Genomic DNA, 15,593 nt, shown 5'->3' on the forward strand with positions numbered 1-15,593 from the left:
CACAACTAACTGGTTGGTTGGATGCGACAACAGGGTGCGCCTCCCCGTAATTCCCCGTCAACCAAACGGTTGGTTACAAGAGCGCTACGCTGACCGCATGGCAGCAGTCAGGGACCCCGAGGCCACCAGGGCCCGCATCTTCGACGCGGCGGTCGCCGAGTTCTCCCGGTACGGCATCGCGGGCGCCCGCATCGACCGCATCGCCGGCGCGGCCAAGGCCAACAAGCAGCTGATCTACGCCTACTTCGGCAACAAGGCGGAGCTGTTCACGCGCGTCCTGGGCAGGTGCATGGTGGACCTGGCCGCGGCCGTACCCGTCGACGCGGACGACATCGAGGGCTGGATCGACCGCCTCCTCGACTACCACGCCGCCCACCCCGAGCTGCTGCGCCTCCTCTACTGGGAGGGCATCGAGTACGGCACCGGTGAGCTGCCGGACGAGGCCGAGCGCCAGGAGCACTACGCACACAAGGTCGCGGCGATCGCGGACGGCCAGGCCAGGGGCGTCATCAGCGACGCGATCCCGCCCGGCGACCTGCTGATCCTGCTGGTGTCGCTGGCCAACTGGGCCACCGTCGTCCCCCAGATGCGGCGCATCCTCACCGGCGTCGAGGACACCGACCGCGACCGCCTGCGGGCCTCGATCAAGGAGGCGGCCCGCAGGCTGGTGGCCGTCCAGGACACCCCCTAGTTGGTGCCGATCCGCGCCAGCAGGTCCACGATCCGGCTCTGCACCTCGTTGCTGGTGGACCGCTCCGCGAGGAACAGCACCGTCTCGCCCGAGGCCAGCCGCGGCAGGTCGGCCGGGTCGACGGCGGCGGTGTAGACGACCAGCGGGGTGCGGTTGAGCTGCCCGTTCGCGCGCAGCCAGTCGATGATCCCGGTGTACCCGGCCTGCCGCCGGTGCACCTGCATCAGGTCCATCACCACGAGGTTCGGCCTGAGCTGCCCCGCCAGCGTCACCGCGTCGTTGTCGCTCGCGGCCCGCGCCACCTGCATCCCACGCCGCTCCAGCGTCGAGGTCAGCGCCAGCGCGATCTCCGCGTGCTCCTCGATGAGCAGCACCCGCGGCGGATGCTGCTCGCTGTCGCGCGGCGCCAGCGCCTTCAGGAGTACGGCGGGATCGGCGCCGTACGCCGCCTCCCGCGTCGCCTGCCCGAGCCCGGCCGTGACCAGCACCGGCACCTCGGCCGCGACCGCGGCCTGGCGCAGCGACTGCAGCGCGGTACGGGTGATCGGCCCGGTCAGCGGGTCCACGAACAGCGCGGCCGGGAACGCCGCGATCTGTGCGTCGACCTCCTCGCGGGAGTGCACGATGACGGGCCGGTAGCCGCGGTCGCTCAGCGCCTGCTGGGTCGTCACGTCCGGCGCGGGCCACACCAGCAGCCGGCGCGGGTTGTCCAGCGGCTCCGGGGGCAGTTCGTCGTCCAGCGGCTGCGGACGCGGGGTGTCCGCGACCTCGACGGCCCCGCCGGGACCGTCCAGCGGTTCGGGCCCCTCGGCCGCGTTCGCGTCCGGGGCGCCTATGGCGTACGAGCGTCCGGCGCCCTCGGTGGCCGGGGCGAGCCGGGACTGCCCCGCGAGCGAGGGCTGCGCGGGCAGCGGTTCGGCCGGCGGATGCGGACGGGCCGCCTGCTCCGGCTGCTGCTCCTGGCGCCCGGCCGGGTCGGGCGGCGTGCCGAGCTTCCGCCGGCGGCCGGAACCGCCCGGCGCGTGCGGGGGCGGGGTCGCCGTCGGCTGCTGCACCTGCGCGGCCTGCCGCGCGAACGGCACGCCCTGCCCCAGCGTGCGGACGCTGATCGCCCGGCCCTGGGTGGAGTTCGGGTCGACCGCGGGCCCCGCGGCCTCGGCGGGCAGAGGCTGAGCCGCCGCCGGCGGGAGCGGGGTGCCGGGCTGCGGTGCCGGGACGCCCGCGCCGGAGGTGTCGTCGGCGCCGGGCCACTGCTGGGGGACGGCGGCCGCGGGGGTGCCTGCGGCCGGCGTGCTCTGGCCCACCGCGACCTGGCCGGCCGCCGCCTCCGCCGGGAGCGGCTGGGCGGACTGGGGCACGGCCGGGGTACCGGCGGCGGGGGTGGCCTGTGCTGCCGGGGCGGGCGCGGCGGGCGGCTGCTGGCCTTGAGGGGCCTGCGCGGGTACGGGCTGGGCGGGTGCCAGTTGCGCAGGGACCGGCTGGGCGGGTGCCAGCTGTGCCGGTACGGGCTGCCCGGGGGCGGCCTGCGCGGGGATCGGCTGGCCGGGGGCCACCTGCGCCGGAACCGGCTGGCCCGGCGCAACCGGTACGACCTGACCGGCCGTGCCCTGCGCGGGCACGGCGGCGTTGGGCATGGCCGCGCTGGGCAGGGCCGCCGACTGCCCGGGGGCGGCCTGAGCTGCCCCACCGGGCTGAGTTACGACACCGGGCTGAGCTACGACAGCAGCCTGCGCCACGACACCAGCCGGAGCCACGACGCCCGGTTGACCCGCAGCCCCCGTTGGCGCGCCCACACCCTGTGCCGGAGTGGCCTGAGCAGGGAGCGCCGGAATGCCCTGGCCAGGGGCCCCGGGAGCAGCGGCCACCGCGGACGCCGCCTCTACGGCCTCGCCCGGATGGGCCACGGCCCGCCGGCGGCGGCCGGTCGGTGCGTTCGTGGGGTGCGGCTGGGGCGGGGTGTGGTCCTCGGCCTGGTCGAGCGGTACGGCGTCATGCCGGCCGTCGTCGGGAACTCCCGGCGCGGACACCCGCACCTGACCGGGGACCTGGGGCTGGGCACCCGCGCCCGGAGCCACGGCCACCCCCGCACCGGTCGCCGTATCGGCGGAGTCGGGCGAGCGGTCGGCCTCGGCCGGGGGCAGCGCGAAGACCGTACGGGCCCCCGCCTCCTGCGCGGCGGCCCGCTCCGCGGCGGCGGCCAGCGCACGCCGGCGCCGGCCGGTCGGCTGCTCGTTGCCGGAGGCCTCGGCCGCCTCGACCGGAACGGGCTGCGCGCTCTCGGTACCGGCCGCGGGCAGCGCGGGCGGCAGGGCGGCCTGCGGTGCGCCGGAGTCACGCCGGGCCCGGCGGCCCGTGGGCACGGGCACGCCCTGCGGCGGCACCGCGCCGCCGAGTCCGTTGCCCGTGGCGGCGGTGCCCGCGGCATGCTCGGCCGCGGTCACCACGGCACCCTCGGCCACGCCCTCCCGTTCCGTACCGGCGCTTTCCGTACCGGCGCCGATGTCGGCGGGCCGTCCGCGCCGCCGTCCGGACGCGCCCTCGCCGACGACCGGATCCGCCGCCTCGACGGCAGCCACCGCACGCCTACGGCGCCCGGTCGGCGCGGGCGCATCCGCCCCGCCGTCACCGGACTCACCGGTCTCACCGGGAACGTCGCTCCCCAGGAAGGCGTCCGTGGAGGCCCGTCGGGCCCGCCGCCGACCGCCACCGGTGCCCTGCTCGGCATCCCCGGCAGTCTCGGCAGCGGTGTCCTCGGCCGGCGCGGCGACCGCGCCGGCCCCACCGCCGAGCGGCACTTCGAGGACGTACGCGCTGCCGCTCATGCCCGGCACCTCGTGCGTCTGCAGCACACCGCCGTGCGCCCGTACGATCCCGCGCACCATCGGCTCGTGCACCGGGTCTCCCCCTGCGTACGGCCCGCGCACCTCGATCCGTGCGACCTCACCGCGCTGCGCGGCCGCGACCACGACGGTGTTGTCCATGTAACCGCCCGCGGACACGGGCGCGTTGCCGGTGGCGTCGACACCCGCCACGTCCGCGACGAGATGCGCGAGCGCGGTGGCGAGCCGCTGCGGGTCGACCTCGGCCTCGATGGGCGGCGCGTGCACGGCGAACTGGACGCGGCCGGGGCCGATCAGCTCCACCGCCCCCTCCACACCGGCGGCGACGACGGCGTCGAGCATCACCTTCGTACGGGTGATGTCCTCCGTGCCCGCGTCCAGCCGCTGGTAGCCGAGGACGTTGTCGATGAGGGTGGTGATGCGCGAGTAGCCGGCCGAGAGGTGGTGCAGCACCTGGTTGGCCTCGGGCCACAGCTGCCCGGCGTCGTCCGCGGCCAGGGCGGCCAGCTCGCGCCGCAGCTCGTCCAGCGGCCCGCGCAGGGACCGCGCGAGCAGCGTGAGCAGCTGCTCGTGCCGCCCGGAGAGGGCCTCGTACCGGTCCTTCTCCCGCTCGGCGAGCGCGGCGTACCGCTCCTCGCCGGCCGCCAGCTCCTCCTCGTGCTCCTCGCGCAGTTCTTCGAGTTCGGTGACGTGCTGCTGGCGCAGCCCGGTCAGGTCGGAGGCGTGCTTCTCGGAGAGCTGCTCCAGCTCCTCGGCGTGCGCCTTCTCCAGCGCTTCCTTCTCTTCGGCGAGGGCGTCGTACGGCCGCCGGTCGGTGAAGGTCATGACGGCGCCGACGAGCTGGTCGCCGTCGCGCACGGGCGCGGTGGTCAGGTCGACCGCGACCTTCTTGTCGCCCTTGGACCACAGCACCTGCCCGCGCACCCGGTGCTTGCGTCCGGAGCGCAGGGTGTCGGCGAGCGGCGACTCCTCGTACGGGAAGGGGGAGCCGTCGGCACGGGAGTGCAGCACGAGGTCGTGCAGCTCCTTGCCGCCCAGCTCACCGGCCCGGTAGCCCAGTATCTGGGCGGCGGCCGGATTGACCAGCACGATCCGCCCGTCGGTGTCAGTGCCGACGACACCCTCGGCAGCGGCCCGCAGGATCATCTCGGTCTGCCGCTGCGAGCGGGCCAGCTCGGCCTCGGTGTCCACGGTCCCGGACAGGTCCCGCACGACGATCATCAGCAGCTCGTCGCCGGTGTAGCCGTAACCGTCGTACGCCTGCTGCCCGTTCTCCAGGTTCGCGCTCGTGACCTCGACCGGGAACTCGGTCCCGTCGGTCCGCCGCGCGATCATCCGCGTGGGCTTGGTCCGCCCCTGCGGGTCCATGTGATCGGGGCGCCGCATGGAGCCGGGGATGAGCCGGGAGTCGAACTGCGGCAGCAGATCGAGCAGCCCCCGCCCGACGAGCGCGGTGCCCGGCGCCTCGAAGGCCTCCAGGGCGATGGTGTTGGCGTTGACGACGGTTCCGTTCGCGTTGACCAGCACCAACGCGTCGGGCAGCGCGTCGAGTATGGCTGCGAGGCGAGCAGCGCCTCGGGATGGCCTGCTGCTCACGAGACGCTTCCTCCCTGTTACCGCTTTCCGACCGCTCGGGCCATCTTGCCAACCGGCCCGCAGCGTGTCACGCGAGGGAGTCTAAAGGCACGAGTTGCGCTCGCGACGCCGGATGAGAGGGAGGTCGCACGAGGAAGTGACGGCGAACATGTGACCGTATGCCCGCTCGGCGCCCCGGCCCCGGCCCCGGCTCCGCAGGACCTTCGCGGGACCTTTACGAGGTCGGTGATTCCGCCAGGAAACAGCTGAGAGCCACCGAAGCACCTACGAAGGCGAACCCGGAGACTCATCCGGAGACGAACCCGAAGGCGAGTCCGTGGGCGAACCGAGGCTCGGCAGCAGGGGCACCAACCGGTCCCACCGCCCGATCTCGCACCCGTTGCTGCGGTCGTACCGGGCGTCGACCGGGCGTCCGGCCCAGGTGCCGGTGACGTGGGCGGTGGCCGGGCCGCCATAGAGCATGGTGCAGTCGCTGCCGGGGGCCACCGGGGCGAAGGTGTCCCGCCCCCAGCGTGTGTGCGAGTCGAGCACCCGGCAGGCCCCTGCCACGTCCGGGTGATCCCCGGCCCCGGGATGACAGGACACGTCGAACGTCCCGTCCCGCCCCGCGCCGGCGTGCTCCACGACGACGGTGAGGTGATCACCGGCCCGGTCCTCGGGCCGCACGGGCGGGGGCAGGGCCGGCGCGGCCGCGGCGGCCGGTACGGCGGCGAGGACGGCCAGTGACGAGAACGAGGCGGCGGCGAGGGACGCCACCAGGACGCCCCGCGGGGCGACCGACATGACCATGCGCGGGACGACCGACATGACAGAGACCATGCCCTGCCCAACGCTCGCGGCCCTCGTACGTTGCGCCGGACCCCGGACCTGCCGCCCCGCCGGGCGAAGCCCTTTGCCCTGCGGCCCTCGCGCCTAGTACCGTGGGAGCCGATTGGTGACAGCACGCTCGACTGTGTCATCATCTGCACGCACCAGTCGCGCGCTCGCGTGAGTGGTTGTGCTGGAGGCGTCGCCTAGTCCGGTCTATGGCGCCGCACTGCTAATGCGGTTTGGGCCTTAAAGCCCATCGAGGGTTCAAATCCCTCCGCCTCCGCACCGATCCCGAAGCCCCGGTCCCCAGGACCGGGGCTTCGGCGTTCCCGGACCCCCCCGAGGACCTTCCCCCTCCCCGCCTGATCGACGTTTTCGCAGGTCACAAGGGGTATGCGAATCGGATTTCACATGGCGGCGGCAGTCATGTAATGTTCTTCCTGTCGCCGCGAGCGGGCCGAAAGGGCCGAGAGCGAAGACGAAAAACAAGCACTCGTAGCTTAACGGATAGAGCATCTGACTACGGATCAGAAGGTTGCAGGTTCGAATCCTGCCGAGTGCACACAGGTAAGAGGCCCCGGAGAGATCCGGGGCCTCTTGCGTTTCGGGGGCGTACAGCAGCGAAGTACAGCAACGGTCTTAGCGGTACCGCCCATGGCGATCTGCGAGTGCCGCAGGATCCGCTGTGCCACCTTCGGGTTGCACCTTCAGGGCGACGAGGAGCGAGCTGCATGTGTGACGGGTGTTCCGGAGCGGTATGACCCGAAGGCCGGCGCGCCGGGCCCGTAGGGCGAACATGCGGGTGAGATTGCCCGGCTCGATCGGGGTGCCGACCTGCGACTCATGCCCTGCTCGCAGCAGATCGTCTTTCCTGGGAGCGGAGCCTGCTCCCGTGCGTCCCGGTTCGGGCCCCGCGCGTGGCGGCTATGCGGGCCGCTGCGTCCCCGCATTGTGCGCAAGGCCGTCCGGGTTGGTCGCTGTTCGCCCCCCGAGGGGAAGGACAAGTGTTCGTAACACCGCCGGGCCCGGGTCGAGCGGCCGGTGTACTTCTCCGATGTCCTGCCATCCCCAGGACTGGAAGGCGGCACGGGCTGCATGGTCGGCCACGGGGAAGACATGCCCGGATGCCGTGAGTTGCTCGATGCTCCGGGGGAGAGTCGCGTCGAATCCCTGCCACCAGGAACCGTCGCGACCTACGGGAGATCCGAAGGCGCACCCGACCAGCGTGGTGGTCTCCGCGACCAGCATCGCGAACCCCGGCCTCCGGACGTCGTCCGTGAGGCGTCGCAGGAAGTCCTGGCGGTCGTGGTACCCCTCGCCGGCGGCCGTGTCGGAGGACTCGACGTACAGATCGGCCAGGTCCTCTTTCAGGCTCTCGGTCTGCCAGCGGTTGAGTCGGCGCAGACGGACCGCGTCCATGGCGGACGGCTCATGGCCACTGGGTTTCTGCGGTTGCCCTGTCCCGGATCGCTCCCTCACCACACACGCTCCGGTAGGCCCACGGGCAGGTCGCCCGGGAGGCCGAGGAGCAGGGTGCCACTGCCGGTGAGGGCGATGATTCGAGCCAGTACCTGTGGTGGGTGGTGCAACCGCAGGGATCCGCCGGCCACGGCGATGGCCCGCGCCGCATGCAGGAAGGCGTTGAGGCCGGTCACATCGCAGAAGGTGACGGTCGTCAGGTCGACGTCGATGGTGCGGATGCCGTCCCGCAGGCATCGCCCCAGCCCGTCGCGCACGAGGTGCTCTGTTGCCAGGTCGATCTCACCGGCCAGGGTGATCAACGCCCGGCTGTGCCTGTCGTGCCGGTAGAGGGTCAGCTGTGGGATGGACATGGCGCCTCGGTTCAGAAGACCGGCCGGGCAGCGCCGTACGAGCCGGATTCCCGGCTCTTCCTGCGCTCCGTACACGGTCGTGCTCTCGTGCAGAGAGGCGAACGGCCGGTCCAGTGGCCTGTGTTCCAGGCGCAGGGCCAACTGGTTCCCTCGGGGGATGCGCTGGGCGATCGGACGGAGTCCGCTACCGCAGGCAACGCGCATCGGAATCTGGGACTTCGACGTCTCTGCGCGGCACAGTCGCGGTCAGGGCCGAGGCCCCTTCCACTGAGCCGTTGTCGCAGGCTGAGCCGATGGTGCAGGCAGGTTCACTTCTCCGTGCGGTGCCGCGGCCATAGCCGCCACCGCCGGGGACGGCCGGAGGGCAAGGTCGCCAGACGGTCATCGTGGCTCGCGGTGAACAGCTGAATCACGATCACGCCCAAGACGATCACAGCGAGGAGCACGCTCACCGTCGCGAAGGTGTCCATGCCCCTCACACTCCTACTGCCGGGGTAGGCACGTGGCAGATGACCGCTTCAGCAGGAGTACGTGAGGCCGGGTGGCGGGCGTCATGTCCGCCTTCGGAGTCCCAGACCGCCTCCCGGAGCGAGTCCGAGTCGGCCGCTGCCTCTGCCGCGGTCCGGAAGCGTTCGGCCTCATGGATCAGGCCGGTCGCCGTGAGGCTCCGCGACGGGTCGGTGGCCGTGGCCATGAGCCGGGCCGCGGTGGCCGGCGCTGTCTCCGGTGGGATCACCAGCAGGTCCCAGCGGCCGACGGTGTAGGAGAGCAGCAGCAGCTCGTGCGGGTCTTGCTCGGCCTCGAACCAGCCGACGTGCACCACGTGCCCGTGGACGGGCACCTTTCGCGGGATGACCGGCCAGAACGCGGGGTTCACCGTTACCCGGGTGATCCGCCCCCACAGCGGGTCGAGCACCTCGATGAGCGCCGGAAGCTGCGCCTTCAGGTCGCGGGAGCGGGGCCACCAGGCACCGTCGATCAGGGCCGGAGCGGTGTCGGCGGGTGCCAGCACGAGTCGGGGCGGCAACGAAGAAGGGGTCCGCTCCTCGACCGTGGGCGTCAACAGAATGGTCGCGGTCATGATGCGGACCCAACCCCGGGCCGGTCACGGCCGGCCCGGTTGTTTTGAATCGCCGAGAACGACCCGGCGTGGAAGCCGGTGTACGAGATGCTCTCGGTAATCACCAGGATACTCCTCGCCGACGCCCGGCGGACCGATGCGGAGCGACGGGCTGAACGGAACACGAGGCCCTGGTCGTCCGCCGCCGTAGTCAGCGGAGGAGACGCCGACGGGAGCGCCGGGACAACCGCACGGCGGCGAGGGCCAGGTCAGCCACGAGGAGCACGATGCCGATGACCAGCAGATAGCTGAGCCCCGCCACTGTTGCCCCGACGAGTCCCAGCACGACAGCCACGAGGACGATCAACAGGAAGACCGCCATGAGTGGAACGCCGACGGTGGCCATGGCCGGTTCGTCGGTGGTGGTGTCCACGTAGATCGCCTCGAGCACCCCGATCTTGTGGCCCTTCGGGTCGATGACGTCGTGGTTGCGCCACTCGCGGATGTCGGCTGCCTGGATCATGCCCTCTTCCTGCTGGGCGGGGTGCCGCTCGGCGCGAGCCGTTCCACGGAATGTGGCAGCGCAACTGCCGGACCGGGAGCCCCGTACACGCCGGGGTCGGCGCCACCATGCGCCGCACGCTTTGGTGCGTCCGGGTGAGCCTTGCCGGTGCCCCAGTCGACCTTGATCAGGTCCTCACCCGAAAGTTAGGTACAGGCTGTGGTCAATTCCTCTTTCGCGGATCCCTGGATAGCGGGGAAGTGCCGCTCAGGTGACGCGTCAGAAGCCGGTTTCCTCCCCTGGCCTCACGCAAAGCTTCCATGACCTTCTGGCGGTACACCTTCCGCTCCGCCATTGATGCGACTACTGCTCCGGAGAGAACCGCGGAGCTGCTTATTTACTCAACGCGCCGGTGAGATGCCGGGCGTCGAAGGGCGGCGGTATGGACCCAGGGACTACGGATGCATGAATTTCGTCGCCGCCTGGGCCGACCAGGGAAGTGACGTCACCGTGTCGCCCGTCTCGACTAAGCAGGAACGACCATTCAGCCCATTAATGATTTTCTAGCATTTGCGATCGGCTCGTCAGGTTCGGCGAAACCACTCGCATGAATCGTAACCTGGCACTTGTTCCTGAGTAATATGCCAGCGACAGAAACAGGCGATTCTGTGCGACCGAGAACCGCCAAATACGTCTCCATCCCCTCACAGGAGTTGGCCATTCAATGACGCTCAATATCCCTGTGGCGCCTCTACGGCGCACTTTGTCGGTATGGACCGCGGCGGTACTTGCCGTGGTGATCTCCGCTGTCGTAGTCGCCGTGACGACGACACAGGCAAGTGCCCTCGCCACGTTTGTGGATCTGGGCAGGGCGGACAGCTTCGCGGTGCTGGCCGGTTCGGCAACCACCAACACCGGCCCCTCGGTGATCACCGGAGATGTCGGGGTGTATCCGGGATCGTCGATCACCGGCTACGGGCCGCCCGCCGTGGTGAACGGGACCTTCCACTCTGCGGACACCGTGGCCCGGGACGCCCAGACCGACCTGGCGACGGCGTACGACGTCGCCGCCGGAGAACCCACCTCCCCCAACGGGGCACTTCCCCCGGACGCCGGTGGCCTGACGCTGTATCCGGGCGTCTACACCGCCTCCTCCACTCTCCAACTCACCGGCACCCTCACCCTGGACGCCCAGGGCGACCCCAACGCCGTCTGGGTGATCCAGATCGGTTCGGGTCTGACGACGGCGTCCGGCAGCAGCGTGTCCCTCATCAACGGCGCCTCGCCGTGCAACGTGTTCTGGCAGGTCGGCAGTTCGGCCACCCTCGGCACCAGCACCGCGTTCGTGGGCAACATCCTGGCCATGACCTCGATCACTGCCAACACGAGCGCGACCATCGAGGGGCGGGCGCTGGCCCGTAACGCTGCCGTGACGCTGGACACCAACACGATCACCCGGCCGGAGTGCGCGTCCGGCACCACCGGCACCACGGGCACCACCGGCACCACCGGGACCACCGGCACCACCGGGACCGCCACTGGGACCACCGGCACCACCGGGACCGCCACTGGGACCACCGGGACCACCGGCACCACCGGGACCACTGGGACCACTGGGACCACTGGAACCACCGGCACCACTGGGACCACCGGCACCACCGGGACCACCGGCACCACCGGGACCGCCACTGGGACCACCGGCACCACCGGCACCACCGGCACCACCGGCACCACCGGGACCACGGGGACCACCGGGACCACGGGGACCACCGGGACCACGGGGACCACGGGGACCACGGGGACCACGGGGACCACGGGGACCACGGGGACCACCGGTGGCACCGGTGGCACCACCGGCGGGTACGGCTGCAAGCCCGGGTACCAGCCCGGCGGTGACTACGACTGTGAGCCTGCCACCGGAAGTTGAGCATGGTCTGCTGGGCGATCCTGCCTAGCATGCATGGCCCGCTCCGGCGGGGTGAGTGCTCGGAGGCAGCCGCCCATATGCGCGAGTAGGACGGGCGGCGTGCGGCGCGAATCGTCGCTGATTCCGCCGCACGCCGTCGGCCAAAGCTCAGGAGAACCAGGTGAGAAAACTCGGGACAGAAAGGCCGGATGGAGCCGTGCGGGGTGGCGTTGCATCGGCGGATGCCGACGAGTCGGACCAGGCCGGCGCCGGGCCGACCGCGCAGCAGGGAGGCGGCAGACCGCCTGCGTTCCCAGCACCTTCAGAGCCGCCCGTGGCCCTGAAGGCCGGAGTACGGGTCACCGTGGTCCTCTGTCTGGCGACGGCCCTGGTACACGTGCTCCTGGTGTTCCTGCAGGTGGCACCACCGAATCCCATGTCCCGGCTGTACAGCCGGCAGGTCAACGCCTGGGTCTTCCCGTTGTTCGAACAGAACTGGCGACTCTTCGCCCCGGACCCGGAGTCGGTCAACCGGCAGATTTCGGCAAGGACCATGCACACCGCTCCGGACGGCACCGTCCAGGTCAGCGGCTGGTTCGACCTGACCGCCGTCGACACATCCGCAGTGAAACACAACCCCTTCCCGAGCCACACAGCACAGAACATGCTGCGCCGGGCCTGGACTTCCTACCTCGAAACGCACGGCGGCGACGACCGTCCGCGCTCGCAGCGCGCTCTGATGATCCAGCAATACCTGCGCAACATCGCGGCGGATCGCGTCGCCGCCCATCGCCACGGCACATTCGAGTCCATCCAGCTGCGGGTGATCACCCTGCCCATCACCGCGCCGCCCGCTGCGGGCGGACCCGGTCCCGGCGCGGCCGCACCAGGGCCCGCCGACACCCGTTATCTGCCCTGGTGGAAGGTGGCCCGCAATGCAACAGGCTGAGCAGACATCGGTCGCGGCGGCCACGCCGACGCGCCCCGGACACGGCACCGAGCGAGCGAGCGCACCCGCGCCGGAGCAGATGCCGGCCCGTATCGCCACGCTCCTCACCCTCCTGCTGGAGCAGCCGATCTCCCTGTACGCCGCCGCGGTTCTGCGCATCGGGTACGGGTTCCTCTACTTCACCTTCCTGCTGCGCGAGTTCCCCCACCGCGACGCGATCTGGGGTCCCGGCTCACCGTGGACTCCGGCACTGGCCAGGCAACTCTTCGACCAGACCGGGTGGGCCAGCATCCTCACCCTGTCCGACAGCCGGGCCTACTTCGAGGTCTGCTACGCGGCAGCCATCGTCACTTCCGCACTGTTCATGCTGGGCTGGCGGACCAGAGCGGTGTCCATGCTGTTCGCGGTCGTAGTGGCGTCGTTCCACGCCAGGGCGATCTACATGGTGGACGGAGGGGACAACCTCATCCTCCTCATGGCCCTCTACCTCGTCGTCACCGCATGCGGCCGACGCTGGTCCCTCGACGCGCGCAGGACCCGGCTCCGAGCATCCGCCGGCATGACAGTCCGGCTTCCGCTGGACCAGGCATCCGGCGAGCTGCGACGCCACCTCCGCGACGCGCGCCTGACAGTGATCACCGTGCTGCACAACTGCGGCATGCTCGTCATCGCCGCCCAGGTCTGCTTCCTCTACGGATCCGCGGGCCTGTACAAGGTGCAGGGCGCCTCCTGGGGCAACGGCACCGCCCTCCATTACGTCCTGAATCTCGACCTGTTCCAGCCCTGGCCCGAGCTCTCCGCCATGGCGGACGAACACGACGTACTGATCGCCATCGCCTGCTACCTGACGGTGCTGTTGCAGGTGGCCTTCCCGTTTGTCCTGTTCGGCAGGCTCAAGTACCCCGTCCTGACGATGCTGCTGGGCTTGCACGTGGGTATCGCGGTGTTCCTGGGCCTGCCGCTCTTCTCCGGCGCGATGATCGTCGCGGACGCCGTGTTCCTTCCGGACCGCTTCTACCGGTACCTGGGACAGCTGTGGCGGCGTGTTGTCCCGTGGGCCGATGTCAGGGAGGCGCGGACTCCGACCCCCACTGAGGCTGCACTGGTGCCTGCGCAGTCGGGACCGGTGGGCTGAGGCCGGCACCTGGTACCTCTGTGCGGCGGCCGGATTCCGCCCCCAGGAGCAGGGTGACGATCCCATCGCGAACGGAGTGGGCGCCCTCGCCAGACCCCAGCGTTGTCGGCCGGACAGGCGTGGACTGGTGCCGCGACCGTGAATCTGCCCTGATGTCCAACCCACGGCTGATGGGCGTGCACCGCAGCCGCCTGCGCCATGGCTCCGCCTCGACGCAGAGGATGCCAACGAGTCCGGAGAGGTGGGATCGACGAGTGCGACGAAGCCGGGCAGGGCTGTCCCGGAGGGAGTCCCATCCGGGTTGACGCTGCCTGCCTCGTCCTCCCACGCGATCAGGTGGATGGTCACCGAGTACTGGCCCACGGGCGTTCCGGGGCTACGCCGCAGTCCATGGCCGGAGGATCGCTCTGTAGGCAGGTGTCCCCGGAGCAGCCGGCGTGCTGACGGTCTGTGGGGTCCGGCCACCGAGTCCGCCTGCTTCGTGTGCATCGACGACGGCGCCGGGCTGGTCGTGGACGGGATCTGGGGCCCCGTCGCCGTGAAGGCTCTGCAAACCGCGCTGAACCAGGGGAGGTTCCAGTCCTGCCGCGCCGGTGTCAGTGCTGGCTGTTGCGGAAGCCGATGATCACGGCGCCCCACCAGCAGGCCTGGGACACCAAGGCCGTTGCCGCTCCCCGGGCGAGGAGGCGCGGGGTGAGTGCGGTGGTGCTCCGCTGGGACATGCGTCGGTTGAGGAGTCCGGCCTGCAGGCCGTTGAGGGTGAGGGCGAGCACCAGCCCCAGCTTGATACGGGTGGGGGCGGAGCCGAGGTCGGGCTGGAGCATCACGCCGCTGGCCACGAGTCCGGCCAGGCCGGCCCAGATCGGGACGTGGAGGCGGGCCGCGCCGGTGAGGGTGTCGTGCAGGGTGCTCCGGCCCGTCAGCCACAGGAGCGCCCAGTAGTCGGCGACCAGGACGGCTCCGAAGCCGAGTACGAGCGAGGCCAGGTGGGCGAAGAGCGCCACGGTGTGCAGGGCGGTGTCCACCCGCAGGTGCGTGGATATCCATGCGCAGGCCGAGAGGCAGAGGCAGGCGGCGAGTGCGGCGGCCGTGACCGTCCACCAGGTGTCGTACAGACCCAGTCGCCGGAGGGGCGCCGCCTGAGGGGACACGGACGGCTCCGAGGGCAGCGCGGACACAGACGACTCCTAGGGCATGCACAGCTTGACTTAGGTAAGGCTCACCTAAAGATGATTTTGAGTCAAGGCTGGAATGAAGACCGCAAGGAGGGAGTGGGTCTCAGCACTCCTCTTCCGGGTCGTTCCGGTTCAGCTTCTCCAGGTACTCGTGGGCCAGTGCCGTCGCCCGGGTGAACCAGTCCGTGATGACCGCCAGTTCCCCGGCGGAGTAGTCGGCGAACAGGGCGGTCAGGCGCTGGTAGTGGCCCGCGTACACGGCCTCGACGCGGGTCACGGCGTCCGGTACGGCGGCCACGCGCACCCGGCGGCGGTCCACGGGGTCGGGGCGGCGGGTGACGTAGCCGGTGCGTTCGAGGCGGTTGAGGATGCCGGTCACCGCGCCCGTGGTCACATGGGCGCGGGCCGCGAGGTCGCCGGCCGTGAGCAGCTCCTCGCCGGCCTCCAGGACGAAGGCGAAGCAGGTCAGGTCGGTGACGTTCAGTCCCAGCCGCCGGGCCAGTTCCTGCTGTCCGATCAGGTGCGCGGCGATGAGGTGGTCCATCGCCGACAGCGCCTGGGCCGGGCTGGCGGGCGGTCGGGGTGTGCCGTCCATCTTTCTTAATCCCTTAGCTCGTGAGATATTCGGGCGAGTAAATGTCTTAGCTCGTGAGGGATCTTGTCCCTGGAGGCGGTTCCATGAGTCTGTACGACGAGGGTCACACGGTCGCCGGCTGGACCGGTTTCGGCATCGCTGCCGTAGGAACCGGTGTCGTGGGGTTCGGCGTGTGCACGGTCTCCGTGCCGGCCGTCGTGGGAGGGCTGGCGATCGTGGGCGTGAGCGTCCTGGTCACCTGGGTGCTGCACCTGTCCGGCTGGGGCAAGCCGCCGGGGGTGCGGCCGCGGGAGCAGTGGGGGATGCGGGTCCGGGACACCCGGGCCCGGGAAGGGCACGCCGGGTGCGTGGGCTGCCGGCTGGCGGGGCGGGGGCGGACCGCGGCGAGCGCCGTGCCGGTGGTGTCGGGCGAGGTGCGCGCCGAGGCGGCGCCTCTGTCATCTGCCGACTGATGTCATCTGCCGACTGATGTCGTCTGCAGGGCGTTGTCAGTGCCCCCTTC

At 71.0% G+C, this 15,593-nt stretch carries 14 protein-coding genes, 2 tRNA genes and 1 pseudogene; 7 read left to right on the forward strand and 10 right to left on the reverse strand.

The genetic code is table 11. The features are described from left to right. Positions 1 to 97: 97 nt before the first annotated feature. Positions 98 to 691 (forward strand): TetR family transcriptional regulator, encoded by a 594-nt coding sequence (locus CRP49_RS13650; protein WP_097253615.1) that lies wholly within the window; start codon positions 98 to 100, stop codon positions 689 to 691. Here CRP49_RS13650 and CRP49_RS13655 read toward each other — a convergent pair. Then, the gene (locus CRP49_RS13655; RefSeq protein ID WP_097253616.1) at positions 688 to 5,127 is read right to left on the reverse strand and encodes a PAS domain-containing protein; all 4,440 of its coding nucleotides are present in this window, start codon (positions 5,125 to 5,127) and stop codon (positions 688 to 690) included. The two genes, CRP49_RS13650 and CRP49_RS13655, sit on opposite strands and share 4 nt — an antisense overlap. A gap of 264 nt (positions 5,128 to 5,391) precedes the next feature. After that, on the reverse strand, positions 5,392 to 5,934 hold the full coding sequence (locus CRP49_RS13660; protein WP_097253617.1) for an SSI family serine proteinase inhibitor: 543 nt from the start codon (positions 5,932 to 5,934) through the stop codon (positions 5,392 to 5,394). 195 nt (positions 5,935 to 6,129) lie between these two features. Here CRP49_RS13660 and CRP49_RS13665 point away from each other — a divergent pair. Both CRP49_RS13665 and CRP49_RS13670 read left to right on the forward strand, forming a co-directional pair. Next, positions 6,130 to 6,220 (forward strand) — tRNA-Ser (locus CRP49_RS13665). A gap of 206 nt (positions 6,221 to 6,426) precedes the next feature. Further along, a tRNA-Arg gene (locus CRP49_RS13670) sits at positions 6,427 to 6,499 on the forward strand. Here the strand turns inward: CRP49_RS13670 and CRP49_RS47840 are convergent. From CRP49_RS47840 to CRP49_RS47845, 6 genes and pseudogenes are all read right to left on the reverse strand, one after another. Next, positions 6,465 to 6,777, reverse strand: a pseudogene (locus tag CRP49_RS47840) (hypothetical protein); the annotation flags it as partial. The gene CRP49_RS13670 and the pseudogene CRP49_RS47840 sit on opposite strands and share 35 nt — an antisense overlap. 84 nt (positions 6,778 to 6,861) lie before the next feature. After that, entirely contained in the window at positions 6,862 to 7,356 is a 495-nt protein-coding gene (locus CRP49_RS13680) for a hypothetical protein (RefSeq protein ID WP_179851603.1), read from the reverse strand. A 56-nt stretch (positions 7,357 to 7,412) separates the two neighbouring features. After that, positions 7,413 to 7,769, reverse strand: a complete 357-nt coding sequence (locus CRP49_RS13685; protein WP_097257345.1) for an STAS domain-containing protein — start codon at positions 7,767 to 7,769, stop codon at positions 7,413 to 7,415. A 308-nt stretch (positions 7,770 to 8,077) separates the two neighbouring features. Then, entirely contained in the window at positions 8,078 to 8,239 is a 162-nt protein-coding gene (locus CRP49_RS45895) for a hypothetical protein (protein WP_179851604.1), read from the reverse strand. Positions 8,240 to 8,244: 5 nt separating this feature from the next. Further along, positions 8,245 to 8,850, reverse strand: a complete 606-nt coding sequence (locus tag CRP49_RS13690; protein ID WP_097253618.1) for a DUF5994 family protein — start codon at positions 8,848 to 8,850, stop codon at positions 8,245 to 8,247. 190 nt (positions 8,851 to 9,040) lie between these two features. After that, complete coding sequence (locus CRP49_RS47845; protein WP_257033389.1) at positions 9,041 to 9,352, reverse strand: hypothetical protein; 312 nt, start codon at positions 9,350 to 9,352, stop codon at positions 9,041 to 9,043. A gap of 799 nt (positions 9,353 to 10,151) precedes the next feature. Here CRP49_RS47845 and CRP49_RS13700 point away from each other — a divergent pair. From CRP49_RS13700 to CRP49_RS13710, 3 genes are all read left to right on the forward strand, one after another. Then, positions 10,152 to 11,258 (forward strand): ice-binding family protein, encoded by a 1,107-nt coding sequence (locus tag CRP49_RS13700; RefSeq protein WP_257033390.1) that lies wholly within the window; start codon positions 10,152 to 10,154, stop codon positions 11,256 to 11,258. Positions 11,259 to 11,571: 313 nt separating this feature from the next. Next, positions 11,572 to 12,186 carry a DUF5819 family protein gene (locus tag CRP49_RS13705; RefSeq protein WP_257033391.1) on the forward strand — a complete coding sequence of 205 codons (615 nt, stop codon included), beginning with the start codon at positions 11,572 to 11,574 and terminating at the stop codon, positions 12,184 to 12,186. 79 nt (positions 12,187 to 12,265) lie between these two features. Continuing rightward, positions 12,266 to 13,321, forward strand: coding sequence for an HTTM domain-containing protein (locus CRP49_RS13710; RefSeq protein WP_097253620.1), 1,056 nt, complete (start codon positions 12,266 to 12,268; stop codon positions 13,319 to 13,321). 596 nt (positions 13,322 to 13,917) lie between these two features. On the opposite strand, the gene CRP49_RS13715 is transcribed toward CRP49_RS13710, so the two are convergent. Next, positions 13,918 to 14,499 (reverse strand): hypothetical protein, encoded by a 582-nt coding sequence (locus CRP49_RS13715; protein ID WP_218892959.1) that lies wholly within the window; start codon positions 14,497 to 14,499, stop codon positions 13,918 to 13,920. 100 nt (positions 14,500 to 14,599) lie between these two features. Next, the gene (locus tag CRP49_RS13720) at positions 14,600 to 15,091 is read right to left on the reverse strand and encodes a helix-turn-helix domain-containing protein (protein WP_097253621.1); all 492 of its coding nucleotides are present in this window, start codon (positions 15,089 to 15,091) and stop codon (positions 14,600 to 14,602) included. A gap of 83 nt (positions 15,092 to 15,174) precedes the next feature. Between CRP49_RS13720 and CRP49_RS13725 the strand changes: the two genes are divergently transcribed. After that, positions 15,175 to 15,543, forward strand: a complete 369-nt coding sequence (locus CRP49_RS13725; RefSeq protein WP_097253622.1) for an HGxxPAAW family protein — start codon at positions 15,175 to 15,177, stop codon at positions 15,541 to 15,543. The last annotated feature ends 50 nt before the right edge of the window (positions 15,544 to 15,593 follow it).

The sequence above is a fragment of the Streptomyces sp. Ag109_G2-15 genome, assembly GCF_900215565.1.
Taxonomy (GTDB): Bacteria; Actinomycetota; Actinomycetes; order Streptomycetales; family Streptomycetaceae; genus Streptomyces; species Streptomyces diastatochromogenes.